We start from the raw sequence: 22058 nt of genomic DNA on the forward strand, positions 1-22058 counted from the left end.
TCGAGGCAACGAAAAAACCTGAAATAAAAACATTTAGGAGCTAAATTCAGCATGAAACAATTTAAGAGATACTTGACGATCGTAGTGGCCTGCACAAGTATGATGCAGGCGGGGTGGGCGCAACAGCAGGCGCCGCGAAAGGCCCTGTCGTATGGCGCTCAATACACGGGCAAACGTAAGGACAGCGCCATGGCGAAGTTCCGTACCAATCGTTTTGGGCAATTCATTCACTGGGGTCTGTATTCTATTCCCGGCGGCATTTGGGAGGGCAAAACCTATTCGTATGCAGCGGAGTTCCTGAAGTCGAGTGCGCATTTATCTTCGGCTACCTGGGATTCGCTGATGTACCGGTTCAACCCCACCAAGTTCGATGCACATGCCTGGGCAAAGATGGCGAAGCAGATGGGCGTGAAGTACATGACGATCACCACCAAACACCATGAAGGGTTTTGTATGTGGCCGAGTCAATACACCGACTTCCATGTAGGCAATTCGCCTTTCAAACGCGATATCCTGAAAGAGCTGGTAGAAGCGTATAACGCCGAGGGCATCGATGTTAACTTTTATTATTCGGTGCTGGACTGGCATCATCCCGACTGGAAATATGATATCAAAACAGCGGAGGATCAAACACAGTTCCTGCGCTACCTTGACTTTGCGTATAACCAGTTGAAGGAACTGGCTACCAGGTATCCGACGGTTAAATGCTTTTGGTTTGACGGCACCTGGGATAACAGCATCAAAAAGAATGGCTGGTGGACGCTGGAGGTAGAAAAGATGCTGAAGAAGGCGATTCCCGGGGTGATCGTGAACAGCAGACTGCGGGCCGACGACTATGGTGCACGCCACCGCGATTCGAACGGTGAGCTGATGGGCGATTACGAATCGGGCTATGAGCGCCGGCTGCCGGACCCGGTGAAAGACCTTTCCGTTACGCAGATCGATTGGGAGGCCTGTATGACCATTCCCGAGAACCAATGGGGTTTTCACAAAGATTGGAGCTTGTCGTACGTTAAAACACCGCAAGAGTTAGTGGAGATGCTTACGCTCACTACTTCTTTGGGTGGTAACTTTTTGCTCAATTTCGGTCCGCAGGGCGATGGCGCCATCCGCACTGAAGAAAAGCAGATTGCGGCTACGATTGCCGATTGGATGAAAGTAAACGGTGAGGCGATCTATGGCGGCGATTATGCCGGCTGGAAGAAGCAGGATTGGGGTTACTTTATTCAAAAGGCAGGCACCAACAAAGTGTATATGGTGGTGTTCAATCAGCCATTCTCGAATATTGCCCGTTTGCAGGTGCCGGACAAGGTAAAGATCACGAAAAGCTATTTACTGGAGGCGCCTGCGCAGTCCTTGCTGTTGAAAGAAACACAGAAAAATCAATTCAACCTGTACCTGCCTGCGGTTAAGAAAGCCGGCGCTTTTGTGATCGTGCTGGAGACCGAGCAGGGTGGTGGGGCTGGTAAGCAATACCAGGATGCCAAGACCTAAGGAGGAACCTTTTGTTCTCTGACAATTATGCGATCCCTCCGGTTTATGACCGGAGGGATTTTTTGTTGTTGGCAACCTGGGCCATGCGTATTATTGGCTGCGGCCCGATTTAGTATTATTTGGTTACCTTACCGTCCTGATGGAGGTATAGGCCTGATCGTTACTTCCTGGCTTTGTGATCTTATCTATTAATTATTTGGAACATGGCTTTCGGTTTTACCCCTACATATGTGGAGCAGTTCCCACTGGAAAGTATTTCCCGGGAGGATTTTTTTGTGCTGGCCGTTGAAGCCATTGACCGGTTGAAATGGAATCTGTTTCATGGCAGTGCGGCCGGTTTAATCGCCAATACCAGGATCAGCTGGTCGTCGTGGGGCGCCGATGTGAAGATACTGATAGGGGATACCACTGTTACCTTAAGCAGTTCTTCTACCGGTTCGGAGATCTATGATTGGGGGAAGAACAAGAAGAATATCCGGCAATTTGTTGAGCTGGTACAGGAGCTGGAAAGGACGATATCCAAGAAGGAGTTGAAAGAAAAATATGAGGCGCTGGAATCGAACTTCATACCACCCGATCAGGATGAACTGGTGTTGCCTCCTTCCACCTTCAGCCAACAGGTAACACAATTCTTTCAGGTATTTATTCCTTCCCCCGGCTACCGTGTTACGCCATACCTGCTAAACCTGAATATGTTGCTCTTCTTGTTGATGTGTATTGGCAGCATGGCGTTTTTCAAGATGGACAACAGAACTTTGCTGCTGTGGGGAGCCAACTACAGGCCGTGGACGCTTGATGGTCAATGGTGGCGCTTATTGAGCAGCTGCTTTATTCACAACGGCATTGCCCACCTTATCTTCAATATGATCGCGCTGATCGTTGTCGGCATCTTCCTGGAGCCGATCATCGGCAGTATACGATACCTGATCGTTTACCTGGTTTGCGGTCTTGTTGCCAGTGCCACGAGTCTTTGGTGGCACGACAACGCGATCAGCGTCGGAGCATCGGGCGCTATATTTGGCCTCTACGGCGTATTTATCGCCTTGCTGTCGAGTAACCTGTTTGCCAAAAAACAACGGATGGCTTTGCTGATAAGTATGTCGGTCTTCATTGTGTACAACCTGCTGTTGGGACTAAAGCGGGACATCGATAATGCCGCCCATTTAGGTGGGCTGGTGAGCGGCATTGTGATTGGCTTTGCGTTGTTGCCCTGGCTGAAGGCTCCTTCGAATAAAGGGTTTAAGTTCGTGCTCCCTGGCGTAATAGCATTGGGACTGGTTGCCGGCGTGTTTGCCGTATGCCAATACATGGCAAGCCATCATTCCCAATATGAAGAATGGAAATCTGTCAAGGACGACCAGCAAGCTTATTCCATGATCATAGAGCATTACCGGAAAACGGAGGAGAAGGCGCTGGCCGTTTATAAGCTGCCTAAAAATACGCCAGACCGTGTGCGGGTGGCCGAGATCAGGTTAAAGGGTATTCCCTATTGGGACCGGTGCCTGCGCCTGCTGACGGAGACCGAATCGCTCGAGCTGACCGGGACACAGCGGGAGAAGATCCGTCTGTTTAAGAAATATGTGACCTTGCGCATGCGCAGTTATGAACTCTATGCCAGGACCTATGAAGAAAAGACTGATCAATACAAACCAGAATATGGCAGACTGGATCAGGAAATAGAGCTGCTCATCGATTCCTTGTCGACTTTCCACATGGGACCACCACGGGAGGATCTGTTAAAGTGAGTTAACAGCTATTGGTATTGATGCCCCTGGATACTATCTTTAATGAACAGTCGTTTGTATTTTCCCAGACTTTAACCCTATAACACATGAGTACACCCGACCGGGAAGACATTCACCTCATAAGCCGGCATGCTCAATGGCCTGCTTCGAGTGCACGCAAGGCGCTGGAAGAACATGTACATCCGGGCAGAAAGGACTGGAAACAATTCCTCGAGTTGTTCCTGATCGGCACCGGCGTTGCTTTTACCCTTGCCGGCATTATATTCTTCTTTGCCTATAACTGGGATTCCCTGCACAAGTTTGTCAAGATCGGGCTCATTGAAGGGCTGATCGTGGCGTGTACACTGGTGATCGTTTTCTCCCAATTAAACAAGACGCTTAAGAACATCTTACTGACTGCCGCGGCTGTGCTGGTAGGTGTGCTGCTTGCTGTTTTTGGCCAGGTCTATCAATCGGGCGCCGATGCGTATGATCTTTTTCTGATGTGGACGATCGCCATTATCATATGGGTGCTGATCGCTCATTTTGCCCCTTTGTGGCTGGTGTTTATTACGCTGATCAATACAACGGTTTTCCTATATGCGGATCAGGTAGCCAATAACTGGCCGAAGATGTCGCCTTTCATGATCTCGTTCTTCATAAACAGTGGCTTTGTTTTGGCGGGGGTAATACTGGGGCGGTTGCGGCCATCGGCGAAGCCACCTGAATGGTTGATGATCGTTGTGGCGCTAGGAGCCATCGTGATGGCCTCTACCGGGTTGATCGCCGGCAAACTCATGAGCAGGTTCAACTTCGATAGCCTCCTGGGGATCGGTGATCCGAATTTCGTGGCCCTCCTCATTGGCTCCCTCGTATTGTATGCAGCTGGCTTGTGGTATGGTTTTAAACAACGGAAGTTGTTTTACCTGGGCGCTGTGCCCTTCAGCGCCATTGTGGTGGTATCGGCCTTTATTTTAATCGATGCCGACAACGACATTGTATTTCTGTTGATCACACTATTCGTGATCATTGCAACCACTTTATTGATCAGGTGGCTGATCAATATTCAAAAAAACATAACCCATGAAAAAGCCGCATGAAGTAACTGATCTGCTGCGGCAGCTCTCAGACGCCCATGATATTTCCTTTGATACGGAGGTAGAGAATGCCATACGGGAAGGATTTGAAAAGGCCCATTCCAATCGTAGCGCCATCGCTATCAAGGTGCTCACGATCCTGGGTGGCGTATTGGCTACCTTGCTTTTCATAGGGTTTCTGTATGTGATCGACATTTTTAACTCCACCTGGGGTATGTTGTCGCTGGGCATTGGCTTCATTGTGGGTTCCATCGTTCTCTCGAGGCGCGTTGACCTGTTGATCCTGGATACTATTGCTGTTACTTTGTATGCATCGGGTTTGCTTATGTTTGGCATGGGTTTGTCGGCCGGTGGCATGCATTCGGATATGGTTTCTTTGTTTATCATCATCATGGCCCTTATTACGCTGGTACTGATCGAAAATTATATGCTGGCCTTTGTAGCTGCCATAGCTGTTTCGGCATGTAGTCTGCAATTGGCTTTCGATCTGCGTGGGGCATTTTGGATCTCCCTGTATTTGTCTTTGGCGGTAGCAGGACTCACCGCCTGGATCAAACAGGAAGCAGTATTAATCACCGCGAATCCCAAACTGGCTATATTACACAGCCCGATCAGGCTGGCGTTGGTATGTACCGTGTTGCTTTCCGCTTCATTTTTGCCGGTCGGCTATCATGCTCCTTACTGGTACGTTGCCCTATTTCCTTCTTTATTATCTATAGGCGCAATTCTCTATTTGTTACCTTCCATACTGCCATCGATTGGCGTTCAGCCCAAAGACGAGTATGTTGCTTACGTTGCGGTGACACTGGTGTTGGTACCAATCCTTTTCGCACCAGCCATTGCCTGTGTACTATTGGTGATGATCCTGTGCTTTTCGATCAAGGACCGGACAGGGTTCGTAATGGGCATCATCGGGTTGATCTATTATATCGGAGTGTTCTATTATAACCTCGACCTTTCCCTGCTGGTAAAATCGTTGCTGCTCATGGGCTCGGGCATTTTGCTCATAGTTCTATATTTTCTCCTTCACCAATATTTTCAACGCCATGAAAAAATATAAGATTATCCTCATCGTGGTGAACCTGGTGATCGTACTGGGCTTTTTTCACTTCACCATTCTACAAAAAGAAAAGATCCTGGATAAGGGTAAGCTGGTGTTGCTTCGCCTGGAACCGGTAGATCCGCGCTCGCTGATGCAAGGTGATTATATGGACCTGCGTTATGAGATCGCTACCGTAGGAGACAGGAGCGATTTTGGATGGAGGAAACATAGCCGCAATAGTCAGGTTCCTACCAGGGGATTTTGTGTGGTTACGCTGGATTCGGGTTTAATTGCGCGTTACGTGCGCGTGCAAAAAAAGCGCCAACCACTGAACGCGGGTGAATACCTGATCGAATACTCTACCACTGATCATTACCGGATCGATATCGGCGCCGAATCTTATTTCTTTGAAGAAGGAAAGGCTGACAAATATGACAAAGCCAAATTTGGCGGACTGCGGGTAGACGATAAAGGCAACAGTGTGCTCGTAGGCCTGTATGATGAGCAAAAGCGATTGATCCAATAGGCTGCTTGCTGTTACTGCCCAGGCTGACCCAACCTTTTTTCCCGGGCGCTTCGTCGTTGTAATATGACAATGCGATTCATGCTTTGCGGCCTCTTACTGGCCCTATTTCCCGGTAATTCCCTGCTGGCCCAGAAGATTACAGATTACCATGTATTGAAGCAAACGGTAATCGCCCAGCCGTATTGGGGCAAAAAGATCAAGCTGCAGGCAGCTGTGCGCCTGGTGACGAAAGACACCGCCACCAAAGCCGGCCTTTGGCTTCGGGTTGACAAGCCCGACCATACTGCGGGTTTCTTCCGCAATACCTGGGATGAGCCCAAACATTCCTCCACCTGGCGTACGGTGACGATCGAGGGTTTTGTAGTGGAGGATGCCACCAATATTGTATTCGGCGGTGTTTTTGCCGGGAAAGCCCAGTTTTACCTCGACGATTTCAACCTGAGCGTAGATGATAATGGTACCTGGGTACCGATTCCCATTGCCAATCCTTCGTTTGAAGACACCACACCCGCGGCCAATGCCAACTGGCTGGTGTTTCACAATTCGGTAAAACAGCCTATAGCATTCAGCCAGCAGCAACCTGTTAACGGCCACTCCACTATCCTGATCGCCTCCAGCCAAGGAGCTACCGGCTATGCGTATGGCTCCAACCCCGATGCAGGCAAATATGCGGACATCAATGGCATCCGCCTATACTATGAAATCTATGGTAAAGGGGAGCCGTTGTTACTGCTGCATGGTAACGGTCAAAATATTCAGGAACTGGCTCAACAGATCGAATTCTTCAAGGATAAATTCCAGGTGATCGCGGTAGATACCCGCGGCCAGGGTAAATCATCGGCCGACTCGACCCGTTTTACGTATCATCTCTTCGCCAGTGATATGTACGAACTGTTGAAGCAGCTCCGTATTAAGAACGTAAATATTGTAGGCTGGAGTGATGGCGGCAATACGGGCCTCATCCTGGCCATGCAACACCCCGGGCTGGTGAAGAAGCTGGCGACCATGGGCGCCAATATTTTTATGAACCAGGAGGCCGTGATCCCCATCGTATTTACGGAGATCGATAATCAACTGAAAGAGTTTGCCAAAGACAGTTCGGCCAAAGGCCGGATGAACACCCGCCTCATGAACCTGTTATTGCAGGAGCCCCATATGCAGTTTACCGATCTACGGGCCATCCGCTGTCCGGTGCTGGTGATGGCTGGCGAAAATGACCTCATCCAGGAAGCGCATACAAGAGGTATCGCTCAACATATCAAGGCGGCGGAACTGGTGATCTTTCCCAAGGCCAGTCATTATATTCCCCAGGAAAATGCCCCCCTGTACAACAAAACCGTGTGGGAATTTCTCCAAAAACCCTGAGCTTTTCAACAAAGTAAGTTTGAGCTTTTGAACAAACCTGCCGGGGCCTGTTGTGACCGACCTTTGAGTCATTAAATCAAAAAACAATGACTAAAGTTTGGTTCATAACAGGAAGTGCCCGTGGATTGGGAAGGAATTTAACGGAAGCCGTTTTGGCTAAAGGTTACCAGGTTGCTGCTACTGCCCGCAAACCCGAACAATTGAAAGAGCTGGCGGCGCAGTATCCCGGCCAGCTATTGCCCATCACTTTAGATGTAACGAAGAAAGATCAGATCCGGGCGGCCGTGGCACAAACCATTGCTCATTTTGGCCGCATCGATGTGCTGGTGAACAATGCCGGCTTCGGCATTACCGGCGCCGCAGAAGCCTTTACCGATGAGCAGGTGAGCAGCCAGCTGGAGGCCAACCTCTATGGCCCCATCGAAGTGACCCGTGCCGTTATTCCTCACATGCGTAAGCAAGGAAGCGGTCGTATCCTCCAGATCAGTTCTATTGGTGGCCGGGTAGGCACGCCGGGTGTCAGCATTTACCAGGCGGCTAAATTTGGCCTGACGGGCTTTAGTGAAGCGATTGCCCGGGAGCTCGCGCCGCTGGGTATTTTGGTGACCTCTGTGGAGCCTGGTGGCTTCCGTACGGATTGGGCCGGTGATTCGATGAGCTATGCGCCTGATGTGGAAGGTTACGATGCTACGGTGGTGCAGATCAAGGCCATGCTACAGGGTGGTGGATTTGTGCCGGTGGGTGATCCGCGCAAGGCTGCGCGTGTGATCGCAGAACTTGCCGAAAATCCCGAACCGCCGATCCACCTGGTATTGGGCAGTGAAGCGGTAGCGATCCTCGAACAGATCGACGCCAGAAGAGCGGCCGAACTGGCAAAATGGAAACCGGTGAGCATTTCCACCGACCACGAAGATTCGGCGAGCTATTTTAATAGTCCGGCCAATGCGCTGATCAGTCGCCTCAAGGGCAACTAAGCAGCGTTGCAGAGATATCTCTCTTTGAATTAATCAAGATGCTTACCGATAAACACCAGTCAGCCGACTGGTGTTTATCCCTTACATTTGAACCCATGGCAGCTCCAGCTATCAGATCCGACAATTCACCCATTCAATTCTCGTGTTACCTGAACAAGAACCGTGAAGGCGAGCAGTTCGTGGCGCAACATGTGTTTGGATTTCAGCAGGAGGGTATTCTCACGCTGGATGACGGCACGAAGAAATACATCAGCAAGCCGGGCGACTTCAGGTTGGTACGCAAGAACCACCTGGTGAAGTTTATCAAGCAACCGGCCGAACAGGGTGCTTTCAGGTCCATCTCCATGTACTTCGATGAAAATACGCTGCGGCAGTTCAGCCAGGAATTTGGCTATGAGGAGGTGCACAACCGCGATAGCCATGCCGTGGTGGCAATACCCACGCATCCGTTGTACAAAAGCTTTGTGGATTCTTTGCTGGCCTATGAAGGATTGCAATCGGGTGCGCACCAGGAGCTGATCGCATTAAAACTGAAAGAAGCCTTGTTGTTGTTGCTGAAAGTGAATCCGGCGCTCAAAGATGTTTTGTTCGATTTTTCGGAACCCCGCAAAATAGATCTCGAGGCGTTTATGCAGAAGAACTTTCATTTCAATGTAGACCTGAAGCGTTTTGCTTATTTAACAGGACGCAGTCTGGCCACCTTTAAGCGGGATTTTGAAAAGGTATTTGCTGAATCGCCCAGCCGGTGGCTATTGCATAAACGGTTACAGGAAGCTTATTACCGCATCAAGGAAAAAGGGATCGCTCCTTCGGATGTATACCTCGATGTAGGGTTTGAAGACCTTTCGCATTTCTCCTTTGCGTTCAAAAAGATGTATGGAGTGTCACCATCGCGGGTGTAATTCATTATCTTTCCATCCAGTATGATCATCGTTATTCAATGTATTGACCAGGTAGGTCTGGTGGCTGCTATTTCGGGTGTGTTGGCTCAGCAACAGCTCAACATTATCTCTTTGCGCGAACATGTGGACAAAGCGGAGAACCGTTTCTTTTTGCGGGTGCAGGTGGAGGCGCCGGCCAATGCGGATGCAGTGCAGGATATGCTGCAGGCTGAACTGACAACCGTGTTGCCCGTGGATGCGGTAGTGATGGTGAACCCGTTACCGGAGAAACGGATCGTATTGCTGGTGACCAAGGAATACCATTGCCTGGGAGATATACTGATACGCAATTATTTTAAATCGTTGAAGGCTTCGGTACTGGCAGTGATCGGCAATTATGATCAGCTGCAGGATATCTGCCATCGTTTTGACCTGCCTTTTCACCATGTATCTCATGAGGGCAAATCGAAAGATGTCTTTGAATCGGAGATCAGGAACATTGTTGACCGTTATGCGCCGGATTACCTGGTACTGGCCAAGTTCATGCGTATTTTATCCCCTGCCTTTGTAGCCAACTGGCCGGGCAGGATCATCAATATTCACCATTCCTTTCTTCCGGCCTTTGCGGGCGCCAATCCCTATCGGCAAGCTTTTGAACGGGGCGTTAAACTGATCGGGGCTACGGCACATTTCGTAACGAACGACCTCGATGAAGGGCCCATCATTGCCCAGCAGATCATTCCGGTTACGCACTCCCTCACTGCTGCCGACATGATGCGTGCAGGTAAAGAGATCGAGACTTCGGTACTGGCCAAGGCACTCCGCCTGGTGTTTGACGACCGGGTGTTTGTATACAACAATAAGACGGTGGTATTTGAATAAGATCGCCAACCGGATAACAGTGGTACTGCAAACGATTGGCGATGACTATGACAGGCCGACAAAATGACCTAAAACTTATGTATCAGTCCAAGCCCAACCGCTCCATCCTGGTAGGTAGGCATCACGACTGTATTGAGGTTCTTATTCTTCGATAATCCGCGCTTTAACATGGGGTATAACCAATAGGCAAGGCGAGTGGAAGCAATGCCGACACCGGCGCCTGCCACGACATCGCTAAACCAATGCTTGTTGTTGTACATACGCAGGTAACCCGTAGTAGCAGCCACCGCATAACCCGCTACGCCGTACCAGGGGGATACATCCTTGTACTCCTGCCGCATGAACTCGGCCGCCACGAATGCATTGGCTGTGTGTCCGGAAGGAAATGAATTGAAGTCGGACTCATCGGGCCGCATTTCACCGCTGAACTTCTTGATAGAAAATACGGCTGAGTTGGAGATCAGCATCGACATTCCGTATAAGAGGGTACGGTCTTTAAAATTGTGTTTGCCTTTGATGCCGGCGGCATTCAATCCATATACGGCAAGTGCCGGTGCATATTGCAGGTAGTCATCGACCCTGATACTATGGTGAGGATGTTCGATGGCTATTTCTTCTTTGATGTTATTGTTGAGGTCTTTGAGACTATGATATCCCAGGGAGGTAACTCCATAAGAGATCAGGGCAGCCGGGATAATAAATGACTTCAGCGGAAAAGCATTGTTAGGCACAGGCGTACTCCAATTGATCGCTCTGTGTACCGTGTCGGTAGCGGGTACCGGTTTGCCGGTAGTATCCGTAAACTGGGCCGAAACAGGGTTCAGGGCCAGGCAAGCTGCGACTGCCAGGACCAATGTCTTTGTCCGATTCTGCATGTATTCAGGTGGGCTTTTATTGTTGCAATCTAAACGTAAATTCTAAAGAAAAATTGAAGTGTGGAAGGTGCTGCCAGGTTGGAATATATGGCAGATAAGGTAATTCCTGTATATATCATCTGCAAGCAACCAGCGCGTTACCGCCCTTGTCGCATACAGACCGATGAAATTCAGCCAGTTAAGCTTATCCTGAAGGGGTAGGGGGACCGGCCCGCCGGGCGGCTGAGGGCCTGTCACCACACGCAGTTAAAATAATCCTAATGTTGCCAAATGGCATTGGCGCCGGCCCGATGTTGCCGCAATGACAGTATTGTGGGCGGGGCATTCTTTTTGCTGCCTGGTGGTTATGAGTCAGGCATTTGTAAAAGAAAGTGATGAGCAATGGCTGCATGAGATCGCTCCAACCTTGCAGGCGTTAATTGTTTACCTCACGCGCGAAAACAACGGGATCAGGGTTTATGAAAAGGGAGTAAGGGCCGATCCTTCTAACGGTAATACGATCCACGTTATGAGCAATGGCTTACACTACACTATTGGCCACGAGGGCCATTGGATCATCGTATAACAGTCCCGGGTTTGAGTCGGGGAACAAAGTTCCGCGGGGCATCAATCGATTTTTTTCCTACTTTTATCATGATATTCTTTTCGTTTAGCCAATAAGTAAAAATAACGGGTTATTTACTGGTTTGTTCAGTAACGAAAAGAGTTGATCGTGTAGATTTTCTATTGGCTTCGTTACATCCTTTTCTAGTGATCCTCCTCACAATTGGTTTAGGTTTTTTGTAGCACAGCACAGAGAGTCTGATCAACTCTTCTTTGATCTGGTAACTTGTAAAGACCTGTTCATGAAAACAGCGGGAGACGCATTTATCTACCAATTCCAACAGGGCGAAGAGACTGCCTTTGCCACTGTGTACAATCAATTCTTCACTTCCATTTACTATTATGCGCGGCACTTTGTGCCGGATGCCCAGGAGGCGAGGGATATTACTGCGGAAACATTTGTGAAGTTATGGCGGTTGCGCAGCAATTTCGACCATATCCACAAGGTGAAAACGTTTCTGCATGTAACTGCCCGTAATGCCTGTATTGACGCATTGCGGCATCAGAAATGGAAGGCCGGCAAGCTGCAGCAACTGATCCAATTACTGATGGACGATGCCGAATCCATGATCACGCGCAATCATTCGCCGATGGCGGCCGCGCCCCGTTTTGTGAACGGGCTGATGGAGGCCGACCTGCTGAACCGGGTTTACCGGCAGATCGAAGAACTGCCGCCGCAGCGCAAAATCATCTTCAAGCTGTTCTACCTGGAGGGGATGAAGAATGCAGACATTGCCGCTAAACTGTGCATCAGCGTACAAACAGTGCAGAACCAGAAAACCATTGCGTTAAAATTTCTGCGCGCCACGGCGTTGCCAGCCAGGCTTTCTACGCAGGCATCCTGAGCAGTTTGTTGAAGTTTTTTTCTCTTTTTTGTATTACGGATGGTTCACCAACCTTCCTCATTCGTTATTAATCGATACTACGCGGCCTGCTTGACAAAGTAAGCTGATGTAATGTGTAATGCTTTTAATAAAGTTTGGTCGTCTTATCCCGGTCTTCCCCGTTTAGGCCGGGATTTTTGTTTGCCGCGCAAGGCCCGATGTTACCGAACGCATTACCAACAAATAAGTAACCGGGTAGTAGGAAGGGTTTGCTTTTTCGTTGTTATTTCCTGGAGGGCTGTTTGCTTTCCGGCAACTGAACTGCGTATGCCTGAATGCGCGCAAAACCTGTTCCCATGGATCAACAACAAAGTATAAAAGTGGAGCTCATTTCCGGTTACCTGAAGGGCACCCTGACTGCGGCACAAGAACGCGAACTGAATGAATGGCTCCATGCTTCTGCGGAAAACCGGAATATTTTCGATTCTCTCACCAATCCAGAAACGCTTCACGTGGCACTTACCCGGCACCAGGAGAAAAAGTATAGAATACTGCGAAAGCTGGATGCAGCAGCTCTTTACCATGAAGAGCACAAAGACAAATGGTGGTATCCCTGGCGACGCAGAATGCGTGTCGTTGCCGGCATCCTCGTCGTGCTCATTTCCGCTTCTTTCATCCTATTCAGCCATGCCGGCTTTTCTGTCGCCGCTTCTTTACCGGGCAGGTTCAAAAACGATGTGTTGCCTGGCGAAGAGCAGGCAAAAATGATCCTTGATGATAATGCGGTGCTGATATTGGTAGATACCGTCAATGGCGATCTTGCGCGGCAGGCTACCGGAGAGGCACGTATACTTAAGGAAAATGGCTGGGTATTTTACCACAGTTCTCACTGCGGCGATACGATTTTCAAGAATACCATGAATGTGCCACTCAAAGGCATTCACCGCGTCATATTGCCCGATGGAAGCCGTGTATGGCTCAATGCCGGTTCCAGTTTGAAATACCCCATTATGTTTGGCAGGCAGGAGCGCAGGGTAGAGCTATCCGGCGAGGCGTATTTTGAAGTAACAACGATGCCGCTTACCTGCCATACGCCGTCTGTTTACGAAGAGCGGCTGGCCTCCTCTACGGCCATACCCTTTGTGGTGTCGATTCGCAACGCCTCCAGTCCAACCAAGATCACGCTTACAGGGGGGCGGCTCGACATAAAGGCATATCCCGATGAAGAGCAGCTGGAAACCTTGTCACTGGAAGGAAGTTTTGTACTTCTCAAAGACAATAACCATTTAATGATCAAGGCCGGGCAACTGGCCCGGCTGGATAGTAAGGGGCAGGTGTATGTCGACAACAATACGCCCTTATTACCACGGATAGCCTGGAAGGACGGCCTTATAAAATTCCAGGATGCCTCCCTGCAGGAGGTTCTATCACAGCTTACCAAGTGGTACGATATCGACATCGAGTATACTCATGCGGGCAAGGCCCGGAACCGGCTATCGGGCTCCATCGATCGTTATGCGCCGTTATCGGCCGTGCTACTTTACCTGGAGACTTTGTGTCCTGTGCGCTTTTACATGAAAGACCGCAAGGTGATCGCTACGTTATAACACCTGCCTGCAGCACTTTCTAAGAGTTTTCCCGTATAAGAATTTAAACATTATCGACTAAACCCCTAAAATAGGCCTGCCCCTTCTCTGCTTTACTCTTTGCTACAACGTACATAGAGAGTAGATTTGGAGACTCTCCAGCTAAAGGAATGAATCAATAGAAGATTTCCGATCAACAACTCCCAACTTTTGATTTTATCGTGCCTTTGAATTGTTTTTTGCCGAAACGTGAACCTTATTGCTATGCGTCCATTCACAGAAAAACAACTGTGCAGCTCTATCGATCCCTGCATCCGGTACACGCCATTTTTTTATGGCTTGCTGCCGGGCGACCAACGGGTGTTTTCGCTAAGGCCTTTTTGTATCCCACTCGATCTTCCGGTGGTGTATTCCTGGCTGCATTGCTTTTGCCATGAGCCCGAAAAAAATGCATTTTCGCCGGTAGAGCAATTGCTCGAAACTTATCAGGCGCTGCTGACGTCGGATTTCAGTCAATCATTGCTGGCAGAAGTAAACGGTTGCCCGCTGCTGCAGATAGACATTATCCGCGCGGATCAGGATGAGATCAGCTTGAAGGAATCGATTGAGCCGGGTGACTATTGTATTCACTTCCTGCTTTCGCCCCGCTTTCCGGAACCGGTGGGGTATTTTGCGCATGCGCTGAACAGGTGCCTGTATAGTTTTTTCTCCTTTCCCGGCGTTCGCCGGATCTATTGTAAAGCGCCGGCCAGCGACCAGCGATCCAATTACCTGCTACAGGAAGCAGGATTTGTATTGAATAAGTCTGTACATGATTATACCGGCAGGATGAATATTTACCGTCACGATTATGTACCCACTTTAACGGGTATTTAAATCAGCCCTTCAGCCTACACTTTCCACCACCAGTTTATATCCCTTGCCGTGTACATTGAGGATGGACACGTGCGGATCCTGTTGCAGTTTTTTCCGGAGTTTGGATACGAACATATCCAGGCTGCGGCCCACAATCACTCCTTCATCTTCCCACACTTCCTTCATTAGCCGGTCTCTGTCGACCATTTCATTCTGGGCTACTGCAAATATCAGCAGCACGCTGGCCTCTTTTGCCGTGAGCGGTATCTTCTCTTCGCCCCATACCAGTAGCTGGCTGTCCTTATAAAACAGGAAGCTACCGATCGCAATAGCGTTTAACGGTACGGTAGCAGTAACTGGTTGCGCTGTTTGCGGTTCGACTGGTTGTGGCGATGGCAGGGCGGACAGTCCGGCTGAATCAGCCACGAAAGGAGTAGATGCCTGCCTGCGCTGACGTGTGTACCAGAATCTTACCAGCAGGGAAAGCGCGATGGCGATGGAACTGCCCATCAGGAGGCCTTGCGACAAAGGGGTGGCGGAGGCTTCTTCATGAAATGTAAGCCGGATACGGTAGCAGGCCTTTTCCTGTAAGCGGCCCCGGCAGGGCACTATGTTGCGCGTGGTATCGGGATCGATGGAAAAGCCGAAGATCACCTGGTCGAGCCGGCAGTTGACCACTTCTACCACGTAGGAAGGCGGGAGGGGGCTGTTCTTAACGACCCGGTCGATGACGGCTACGAGTGAATCGGGGATGAAGGTGAACGGTGCGTCGAAGCTGAGGAGGTAGCTATGGTGTCCTGTTTCCTGAACGGGGAGCACCCGTGAGGAGGAGTCGCCCGTATGCCTCAGTACCTGATCGCCGATCTTCCGCATGAGCAGGGCCTCGTGCGAGGGGCTCAATTCGGACAGGGAACTCGATCCGCTGGTGGCGGACCAGGACAAGATGATTACCAGGGCTACGCCCATTGCCAGCAATGCTTTCCAACTCATATCATAAAATTACGGCAATCGGGCAGCGTAAAGGGCGCCTTTCTCCAGATTTTACATTCGTTTACACAGTTTTTACGACGCTTTTACTACTGCCGGCGGCTCCGCACGTTAGGTTTGCTGCAAGAACCCGGGCTTCTCTTCACCGAACCTTTCATCTCAAAAAATCACAACTCATGGACCGATCTTTTATGTTAGCGGCAACTATTTTCATTTACGGGGTTTTGGGCCAGGCCTGCCAGGATGGGAACCAGGTAGCGGTCACACCGACCAGCCCGACCCTCACCGTGGCCGCTGCCAATCCCACGGAAGCTCCGGCAGGTGCAATCGGATACCAACTGCTGGTGCCGGAAAGTTTTGTGTACTGGAAGGGGCGACCCGTGGCCGGGAAAGGCCACGAGGGGACAATCAAGCCCTTATCGGGCGACCTGGCTATAGAAGACAAGGGCCAGATCGTAGGGGGCTATTTTGAGCTGGATATGCAATCGATCCACAGCACCGATATCCAGGACAAAGGCGGTCGTGAATCGCTGGAAAGCCACCTGAAGGACGGCGATTTCTTCGATGTGGGTAAGTTCCCCAAGGCATCTTTTATGCTGCTGAAGGCGGTACGGGGGGCCAATGACAGTTCGTATTCGATCACCGGTCAGCTTACGCTCAAGAGCATTACCCGGGAGATCAATTTTCCGGCCACTATTGCCCATAAAGGAGATTCCATCAACGCCCGGGCTTCGCTGCTGATCGATCGCACCCTGTGGGGCGTCACGTACCAGTCGGGCAAACTGCTGAGCACGGTTAAAGAGAACCTGCTCGAGGACCTGGTGCCGGTTTCGCTGAATCTCGTATTTAAAAAGAAATAGCTAAAGGCCCGCATCGACATGCGGGCCTTTCTTAACGCAGCTATTGTCACATGAGAATCGCGTAAGACTATTGGTGTTCTTTAATGTGTTTTATTTATCCCACCACATGCGGGTTGATAGTTCGTCGGGGCCCTGTGCCGTTAATACTTCTGCATAGTGGGTGCTATTGAGGTCTTTTTCAGTGACGGGATAACACTGACGACGAGGGATCTGTCCGCCTGCATTCATAGGATCCAGGGCTGGTTGCAATACCGGATACCCGGTCCTTCTCCATTCGGACCAGGCCTCATAACTGTTGTTGAGGTAGAAGTTGAGCCATTTCTGGGTTTGGATCCTGTTGAGCTTCTGCTCAAAGGAAAGTGTATTGACTGCCGGTATATTGATGCTCGCCTGTGTGCGGTAATCATTCTTTTGTTGAGTGGTTACGCTCACGACCGGGTTGGTGGAAACGGCCGACCACTGATCCATCGACGCATTGATCCCTTTTTCATACCAGGCAGCTACGGTGACATCGCCTCCGGCCACCCAACCACGCAGGGCAGCTTCGGCCATGGTGAAACACATTTGGGCATAGGTTGTCAACTGGAGCGGAGCGTTCTGCGCATAGATGGCCCGGCCCAGTAAGCTAAAATCCTCCGTGTCGTAGTAGGCGTCTTCACCGTAAGGTAATCCTACATAAGCTCCGCCATTCAGGGAGGTGCGTGCAAAGATCGGGAGGCGCGGATCGGCGTTCGCTTTCAGGTTATTGATCACCGTAGCGGAGGTTCCGTAATCAAAACGACTCTGTGTTACATAATTTGCATAGAAGGGATTCTGGAAATTGGCATTACTAAGGAACTTGAAGATCGCGTTATCTGCATTACTGCTCATGATGCCGGCAGCCACCGCTTCAGTAAAAGCAGATTTGGCGGCCTCAGCATCCTCGGTCCGGCTCATGCGCAATGCCAGGATGGCCCTCAGCGAATTAGCCCAGGTTTTCCACGCGTTGCCGTTGTTATCGAACAACGGGTCATTGACCAAACCACCCGTGATCTGTGCAGGCGCTTCTTTGAGTTCTTTCAACAGGTCATTGTAAATGGATCTCTGTTTATCGAATTTCGGTTTGTTGTTGGTTGGTCCATTGAGGGCTTCCGAATAAGGGATATCGCCCCAGCGGTCGGTGATCTGCTGCATGTAAAACGCTTTGAGAATGCGGGCATGTCCCAACTGGTTGTTATTGGTACCATTGTCCAATACGGCCTTTGTTCCTTTGGTTGCCGCCCCGGTATTGAGGTTGATGATCGTTTGCAGATCCATCAATGGACCGAAATACATTCCATCATAACTGAAAATCCTGTTGAAATACCGCGATTCATTGGTGTAAATAAACTCTGCCATATGCTGTGCATAGAGCGCACCAGCGGGATTGCGCAGGTTTCTTACACCCAGCACAGCACTACCAAACAGGAATTTGGTGCTGGGTACAGCGGGTGCGTTGGGACTGATATTCAGGTCGCCGAAATCTTTTTTACAGCTGCTCACTATTACCATCAGAAGCAATACAGGGATGAGCCATTTTTTATTGGGTGATTGCATAATTTGTCATTTTAGGGGTTAGAAATTCACTTTGAGGTTTACGCCTACTGAACGGGTGCCGGGCAACTGACCACCTTCCATCCAGGACTGCTCCAATTCAGAGGGATCGAGTCCCTTCGTTTTGCTGTAGATCAGCCAAAGATTTTGTCCTACCAGTGAGATCGAAGCACCCTGGATACCTGATTTCCCGAAGATCGATCTGGGCAACTGGTAGCCAATGGAGAATTCACGCAGTTTTACATAAGTGCCATCATATATCCAATTCTCCCATACAGAGCCGAGGGCACCTTCATACAGGTCCTGCGCATCAACATACACATCGTTTTCCTTTTTGGTATTCTCATTAACACCATTCAGCAATATGCCACCACCATTGGCCACCGGGTCGCGCTTAGGTTTGCCTCTATCATTTAACCCAACGGTTTCAGCAGACAGTCCGGAGCCTGCGTTATTCATTTTGGTGATGGAGATGAAGCGGCCGCCTTTCTGGAAATCCAAGGTGAAGGTGAGGAAGAAGTTTTTGTAGTTGATCATGTTGGAAAATCCACCGGTAAAGTCGGGTAGCACGGTACCTAGCTCCAGGTTGTCTTCCGTAACATAGAAGCCATCGTCGTTGATGAGCCTGCGACCTGTGGCGGGATCCTTTTTGATCCCATGGCCAATGATCATACCATAGGGACTATTGACCTTAGCATTGAGCGATACTGCCGGAGAACCTACAAAGCCAAACGTCACATTGGACCCATCGAGGCCTGTTTGGATATTGTCGATACCATCTGCCAGTTCGATCACCTTATTGCGGTTGAAGCCAAGGTTGAAATCCATATCCCAGGTAAAACCGGCCCGTTTTACCGGTGTACCACCCACGGTAAGTTCGAAGCCATAGTTGCGGATATTACCCGCATTGATGAGCTGCGAGGCATAACCGGTGGAGCCGGGCACGTTAACCGGTACGATCTGTCCTTTCGCTTCCCGGAAATAATAGTTGAGGTCCATGCGCACCCTGTTTTTGAGGAAGCGCAGGTCGAACCCAGTTTCGTAGCTGGTGGAAAGAGTAGGCTCCAGTTGATCATTGGGCCGCCTGTCGGGGATCGACTGCGTGGAATAGGTAACGGTGGTTGCTCCCACTGGTTTTACGTAGTTGTTTCCAAGTGCATAGGTGGCCTGTGTATTGTAGGGCCCCACATCCGTACCTACACGCGCTACCGAAGCGCGCAGTTTACCGAAAGAAAGCCAATTGTTGGCCCCAATCACTTCAGAGAAAACAAAAGAGCCGGATGCGCTGCCGTATACGTAGGAATTATTGTTTCTGGCAAGGGTGGAGGAAATGTCATTACGCAGACTTAACTCCAGGAACAGCAAATTCCGGTAGCCAATATTGGCAAAACCATACAGGCTATTTACCTTTTTAATGCTGTAGGAATTGGTGGCGGTTTTTTCGTTTTTAGAGTTGCTCAGGTTATACACATTGGGCACTATGAACCCACCACTAGTCGAATTGCTGACCGATTCATTTTGTTGTGTCATGAGTTCCCCAAACAGTCCGGCATTCAACGTAAAGTCGTTGATGTTCTTTTCATATTCCAGGGTTCCGAGGAAATTGGTTTCCCTGAATTTTGACTGCGAAGCACCGAATCGCTCCACCTGTATGGTGTAAGAGGCGAGTCGTGCTTCTGTATTCGAATTACTGAAATTGCCCCGTACGATGGCTGAGAGTTTTAAGCCAGGTAGTATCTTATAACTGGCATAGGCATTACCGAATAATCGCTGGGAATAGGTGCGGGCTATGTTCTCATTGACTTCGGTGTACGGATTGTCCCAATACTTGGGTGCCAGGTTGGAGGGAGAGGTGATATTCCAGGAAGTATAGGTGCCATCGGGCCTTTTATAGCGTTTCAATTTCGCTGTTTCAACATTACGTTGAAACCACTGATTAAAGGAACCGGTTGTTTGTGAACCGAACCCCTCGTCAGGCACATTGAAGAGATTCTCGTACACGTAATTGAGGTTGACGCCTACTGTCATTTTGTTGTTAAGGTCGAGGCTGTTTAACAGGGTGAAAAAGTTCTTTTGCTGACGTGAATTGGGCATCACACCTGTTCTGGACAGATTGGTAAACGATAGACGTGTATTGGAAGCGTCGCCCGCTTTGGAGAAAGCCACTGTTGTATTGTTGGCCAAGCCAGTACGGAAAAAGTCGCGCACGTTATCCGGCTGTGGGCTGAAAGGTTTCAGTTGGCCAAACTCCGGATCGGTAGGATCGAAGGCGTACCAGGGCGCATGCAAGGTACCATCCATGCGCGGCCCCCAGCTTTCATCAACATCGTAGCGATAGGTTTTGGCACCATTGAGCGGAGCGAGGTAAGCAGGGTGGGTGGCAGGGTTGTAGGTAAAAGTGCCCCAGGTTTGGGAGGAACCGCCGCCGTATTCATTCTGGTAATCCGGCAAGATGTACACGCGTTCGAAAGTAGTCGTGTGATTGAACTCTACCCCGATACCTTTTTTCGTGCCTTTCTTGATAGAGATCACGACAGCGCCTTCGGAGCCACGCTGCCCATACAGGGCCGTAGCGGCGGGGCCTTTCAACACGTTGAGCGATTCCACGTCATCGGGATTGATGCCATCGGGATTCACGATGACACCATCCACCACATAGATCGGATTACCGCCACCGAGCGTATTGATGCCCCGAAGCCGGATACTGGATGTACCGAATTTAGCGCCCGATCCGCTACGCACTTGTATACCGGACACTTTGCCGGCGAGGGCGGTATTGATATCGGCCAGTTTGGTCGTGGTGAGTTTTTCGGCAGAGATCTTTTGGTTGGCATAACCGGTAGAACGTTGGGTACGAACAACGCCCAACGCCGTCGTAACAACCACTTCTGCCAATTGGTTACCACCTGGTTTCAATACGACGATCCAGGATGGAGTACCCTCCACCGGTAGTTCAATTGGAAGGTAACCTTGGGAACTGAAGATGAGGCTTGCCTGTGATGGTACATTGCGGACGGAAAACTTTCCGGAAGCGTCGGCCGTGGTGCCTTTTGTTTGTCCTTTCAGGATAATGGATGCGTAAGGGACTGGTTTTCCTTCTTCGTCCCTCACCTGGCCCTGGATGTTTTTTTGAGCCTGGAGTGCAGCAGCGCATAGCAATCCCATCAAGAGCAGGGATACAATTTTTCTCATGGTAATTAGTTTTGATGAATAAACCCGTTTGGGCTTATTGGATCATCGAAACTAATTTGCCGCTGCACTGTCATTTCGGCTAATCAACGGGTGAAGGGTACGGCTGCATCAACGGAGGTGAACGATAGCTTTAATTCGTTGGTTGACGAATGCGTGGCGTTGATCGATCAGAAACTGCGTATTAAGAGCATCGGGCCGGGCCACATTGTATGTAGGAATTGCGGAGCCCACGCTATGACTGAACTTCACCCAGACGATGTCGCTTTTTTCCTATTTTAATCACTGCACCCTGGCGAGTTTTGTGCATGTATTCTATCAATAAGCTAAAACTATGCAATATGGAAAGCGAAAAGCAATTATTAGCCGCCGCGTTAAAGTGGGATGAGGCTATCGCCCATAACGATCTGCCGGAAATGGAAAGATATATGGCCAATGATTGGGTCATTGTAGGAAGCGGCGACGGCATCACATCGCGTGCAGACTTCCTGGCCTCGGTTAGTTCCGGCGACCTGGTGCATTCGAAGATGACGACCGAGGAGAGCAGGATCAGGATCTATGGAGATACGGGATTGGTGACAGCGAAAGGAATCAGCGAAGGCACCTATAAAGGCCAGTTCTTTAGCCTCTATGAATGGTCAACAAGCGTATTCAGGCGGGAAGGCGATCAATGGCTGTGTGTATTGACGATGCTTACGCCTGTACAGCCTAAGTAAGGGACC

Annotated in this window: 19 protein-coding genes; 15 read left to right on the top strand and 4 right to left on the bottom strand. The window is 49.9% G+C overall.

Annotated elements, in window-relative coordinates:
• The first annotated feature begins 51 nt into the window (after positions 1-51).
• The 9 genes from P2H89_RS09315 (at position 52) to purU (ending at position 9985) form a co-directional block, all read left to right on the top strand.
• Entirely contained in the window at positions 52-1494 is a 1443-nt protein-coding gene (locus P2H89_RS09315) for an alpha-L-fucosidase (protein ID WP_275826441.1), read from the top strand.
• Between the two features lie 203 nt (positions 1495-1697).
• Entirely contained in the window at positions 1698-3239 is a 1542-nt protein-coding gene (locus tag P2H89_RS09320) for a rhomboid family intramembrane serine protease (RefSeq protein WP_275826442.1), read from the top strand.
• Positions 3240-3325: 86 nt separating this feature from the next.
• On the top strand, positions 3326-4318 hold the full coding sequence (locus P2H89_RS09325; RefSeq protein WP_275826443.1) for a DUF2157 domain-containing protein: 993 nt from the start codon (positions 3326-3328) through the stop codon (positions 4316-4318).
• Positions 4302-5375: a DUF4401 domain-containing protein gene (locus tag P2H89_RS09330; protein ID WP_275826444.1), complete on the top strand. Its 1074-nt coding sequence runs from the start codon at positions 4302-4304 to the stop codon at positions 5373-5375. Before P2H89_RS09325 ends, P2H89_RS09330 begins: the two co-directional genes overlap by 17 nt.
• Positions 5362-5883 carry a GDYXXLXY domain-containing protein gene (locus P2H89_RS09335; protein WP_275826445.1) on the top strand — a complete coding sequence of 174 codons (522 nt, stop codon included), beginning with the start codon at positions 5362-5364 and terminating at the stop codon, positions 5881-5883. The genes P2H89_RS09330 and P2H89_RS09335 overlap by 14 nt, the downstream gene beginning before the upstream one ends.
• A gap of 69 nt (positions 5884-5952) precedes the next feature.
• Complete coding sequence (locus tag P2H89_RS09340) at positions 5953-7248, top strand: alpha/beta hydrolase (protein ID WP_275826446.1); 1296 nt, start codon at positions 5953-5955, stop codon at positions 7246-7248.
• A gap of 86 nt (positions 7249-7334) precedes the next feature.
• Positions 7335-8222, top strand: coding sequence for an oxidoreductase (locus P2H89_RS09345; protein ID WP_275826447.1), 888 nt, complete (start codon positions 7335-7337; stop codon positions 8220-8222).
• Positions 8223-8317: 95 nt separating this feature from the next.
• Positions 8318-9124, top strand: a complete 807-nt coding sequence (locus tag P2H89_RS09350) for an AraC family transcriptional regulator (RefSeq protein ID WP_275826448.1) — start codon at positions 8318-8320, stop codon at positions 9122-9124.
• Between the two features lie 21 nt (positions 9125-9145).
• The gene (gene purU, locus P2H89_RS09355) at positions 9146-9985 is read left to right on the top strand and encodes a formyltetrahydrofolate deformylase (protein WP_275826449.1); all 840 of its coding nucleotides are present in this window, start codon (positions 9146-9148) and stop codon (positions 9983-9985) included.
• A 68-nt stretch (positions 9986-10053) separates the two neighbouring features.
• On the opposite strand, the gene P2H89_RS09360 is transcribed toward purU, so the two are convergent.
• A complete protein-coding gene (locus P2H89_RS09360; protein WP_275826450.1) occupies positions 10054-10860 on the bottom strand; it encodes a phosphatase PAP2 family protein in 807 nt (268 codons plus the stop codon).
• 346 nt (positions 10861-11206) lie between these two features.
• On the opposite strand from P2H89_RS09360, the gene P2H89_RS09365 reads away from it, so the two are divergent.
• From P2H89_RS09365 to P2H89_RS09380, 4 genes are all read left to right on the top strand, one after another.
• On the top strand, positions 11207-11425 hold the full coding sequence (locus P2H89_RS09365) for a hypothetical protein (protein WP_275826451.1): 219 nt from the start codon (positions 11207-11209) through the stop codon (positions 11423-11425).
• 280 nt (positions 11426-11705) lie between these two features.
• A complete protein-coding gene (locus P2H89_RS09370; protein ID WP_275826452.1) occupies positions 11706-12308 on the top strand; it encodes an RNA polymerase sigma-70 factor in 603 nt (200 codons plus the stop codon).
• Positions 12309-12643: 335 nt separating this feature from the next.
• Positions 12644-13894, top strand: coding sequence for a FecR domain-containing protein (locus tag P2H89_RS09375; protein ID WP_275826453.1), 1251 nt, complete (start codon positions 12644-12646; stop codon positions 13892-13894).
• Between the two features lie 243 nt (positions 13895-14137).
• On the top strand, positions 14138-14749 hold the full coding sequence (locus tag P2H89_RS09380) for a GNAT family N-acetyltransferase (RefSeq protein WP_275826454.1): 612 nt from the start codon (positions 14138-14140) through the stop codon (positions 14747-14749).
• A 9-nt stretch (positions 14750-14758) separates the two neighbouring features.
• Here P2H89_RS09380 and P2H89_RS09385 read toward each other — a convergent pair whose 3' ends face one another.
• Positions 14759-15718, bottom strand: coding sequence for a winged helix-turn-helix domain-containing protein (locus tag P2H89_RS09385; protein WP_275826455.1), 960 nt, complete (start codon positions 15716-15718; stop codon positions 14759-14761).
• Between the two features lie 173 nt (positions 15719-15891).
• Between P2H89_RS09385 and P2H89_RS09390 the strand changes: the two genes are divergently transcribed.
• Positions 15892-16575 carry a YceI family protein gene (locus tag P2H89_RS09390; protein ID WP_275826456.1) on the top strand — a complete coding sequence of 228 codons (684 nt, stop codon included), beginning with the start codon at positions 15892-15894 and terminating at the stop codon, positions 16573-16575.
• Between the two features lie 90 nt (positions 16576-16665).
• Here the strand turns inward: P2H89_RS09390 and P2H89_RS09395 are convergent, their stop codons facing one another.
• Together P2H89_RS09395 and P2H89_RS09400 are read right to left on the bottom strand one after the other, a co-directional pair.
• Positions 16666-18150, bottom strand: coding sequence for a SusD/RagB family nutrient-binding outer membrane lipoprotein (locus P2H89_RS09395; RefSeq protein WP_275826457.1), 1485 nt, complete (start codon positions 18148-18150; stop codon positions 16666-16668).
• Between the two features lie 18 nt (positions 18151-18168).
• Positions 18169-21339 (bottom strand): SusC/RagA family TonB-linked outer membrane protein, encoded by a 3171-nt coding sequence (locus tag P2H89_RS09400; protein ID WP_275826458.1) that lies wholly within the window; start codon positions 21337-21339, stop codon positions 18169-18171.
• Between the two features lie 338 nt (positions 21340-21677).
• On the opposite strand from P2H89_RS09400, the gene P2H89_RS09405 reads away from it, so the two are divergent.
• Positions 21678-22052: a nuclear transport factor 2 family protein gene (locus tag P2H89_RS09405; protein WP_275826459.1), complete on the top strand. Its 375-nt coding sequence runs from the start codon at positions 21678-21680 to the stop codon at positions 22050-22052.
• The last annotated feature ends 6 nt before the right edge of the window (positions 22053-22058 follow it).

This window comes from Paraflavitalea sp. CAU 1676, assembly GCF_029223285.1.
GTDB lineage: Bacteria > Bacteroidota > Bacteroidia > Chitinophagales > Chitinophagaceae > Paraflavitalea.

What these genes read in the sequence shown, in the direction of transcription:
- P2H89_RS09315 (WP_275826441.1), top strand. Translation starts at nt 52, where the DNA reads ATGAAACAATTTAAGAGATACTTGACGATCGTAGTGGCCTGCACAAGT.
- P2H89_RS09320 (WP_275826442.1), top strand. Translation starts at nt 1,698, where the DNA reads ATGGCTTTCGGTTTTACCCCTACATATGTGGAGCAGTTCCCACTGGAA.
- P2H89_RS09325 (WP_275826443.1), top strand. Translation starts at nt 3,326, where the DNA reads ATGAGTACACCCGACCGGGAAGACATTCACCTCATAAGCCGGCATGCT.
- P2H89_RS09330 (WP_275826444.1), top strand. Translation starts at nt 4,302, where the DNA reads ATGAAAAAGCCGCATGAAGTAACTGATCTGCTGCGGCAGCTCTCAGAC.
- P2H89_RS09335 (WP_275826445.1), top strand. Translation starts at nt 5,362, where the DNA reads ATGAAAAAATATAAGATTATCCTCATCGTGGTGAACCTGGTGATCGTA.
- P2H89_RS09340 (WP_275826446.1), top strand. Translation starts at nt 5,953, where the DNA reads ATGCGATTCATGCTTTGCGGCCTCTTACTGGCCCTATTTCCCGGTAAT.
- P2H89_RS09345 (WP_275826447.1), top strand. Translation starts at nt 7,335, where the DNA reads ATGACTAAAGTTTGGTTCATAACAGGAAGTGCCCGTGGATTGGGAAGG.
- P2H89_RS09350 (WP_275826448.1), top strand. Translation starts at nt 8,318, where the DNA reads ATGGCAGCTCCAGCTATCAGATCCGACAATTCACCCATTCAATTCTCG.
- purU (WP_275826449.1), top strand. Translation starts at nt 9,146, where the DNA reads ATGATCATCGTTATTCAATGTATTGACCAGGTAGGTCTGGTGGCTGCT.
- P2H89_RS09360 (WP_275826450.1), bottom strand. Translation starts at nt 10,860, where the DNA reads ATGCAGAATCGGACAAAGACATTGGTCCTGGCAGTCGCAGCTTGCCTG.
- P2H89_RS09365 (WP_275826451.1), top strand. Translation starts at nt 11,207, where the DNA reads ATGAGTCAGGCATTTGTAAAAGAAAGTGATGAGCAATGGCTGCATGAG.
- P2H89_RS09370 (WP_275826452.1), top strand. Translation starts at nt 11,706, where the DNA reads ATGAAAACAGCGGGAGACGCATTTATCTACCAATTCCAACAGGGCGAA.
- P2H89_RS09375 (WP_275826453.1), top strand. Translation starts at nt 12,644, where the DNA reads ATGGATCAACAACAAAGTATAAAAGTGGAGCTCATTTCCGGTTACCTG.
- P2H89_RS09380 (WP_275826454.1), top strand. Translation starts at nt 14,138, where the DNA reads ATGCGTCCATTCACAGAAAAACAACTGTGCAGCTCTATCGATCCCTGC.
- P2H89_RS09385 (WP_275826455.1), bottom strand. Translation starts at nt 15,718, where the DNA reads ATGAGTTGGAAAGCATTGCTGGCAATGGGCGTAGCCCTGGTAATCATC.
- P2H89_RS09390 (WP_275826456.1), top strand. Translation starts at nt 15,892, where the DNA reads ATGGACCGATCTTTTATGTTAGCGGCAACTATTTTCATTTACGGGGTT.
- P2H89_RS09395 (WP_275826457.1), bottom strand. Translation starts at nt 18,150, where the DNA reads ATGCAATCACCCAATAAAAAATGGCTCATCCCTGTATTGCTTCTGATG.
- P2H89_RS09400 (WP_275826458.1), bottom strand. Translation starts at nt 21,339, where the DNA reads ATGAGAAAAATTGTATCCCTGCTCTTGATGGGATTGCTATGCGCTGCT.
- P2H89_RS09405 (WP_275826459.1), top strand. Translation starts at nt 21,678, where the DNA reads ATGGAAAGCGAAAAGCAATTATTAGCCGCCGCGTTAAAGTGGGATGAG.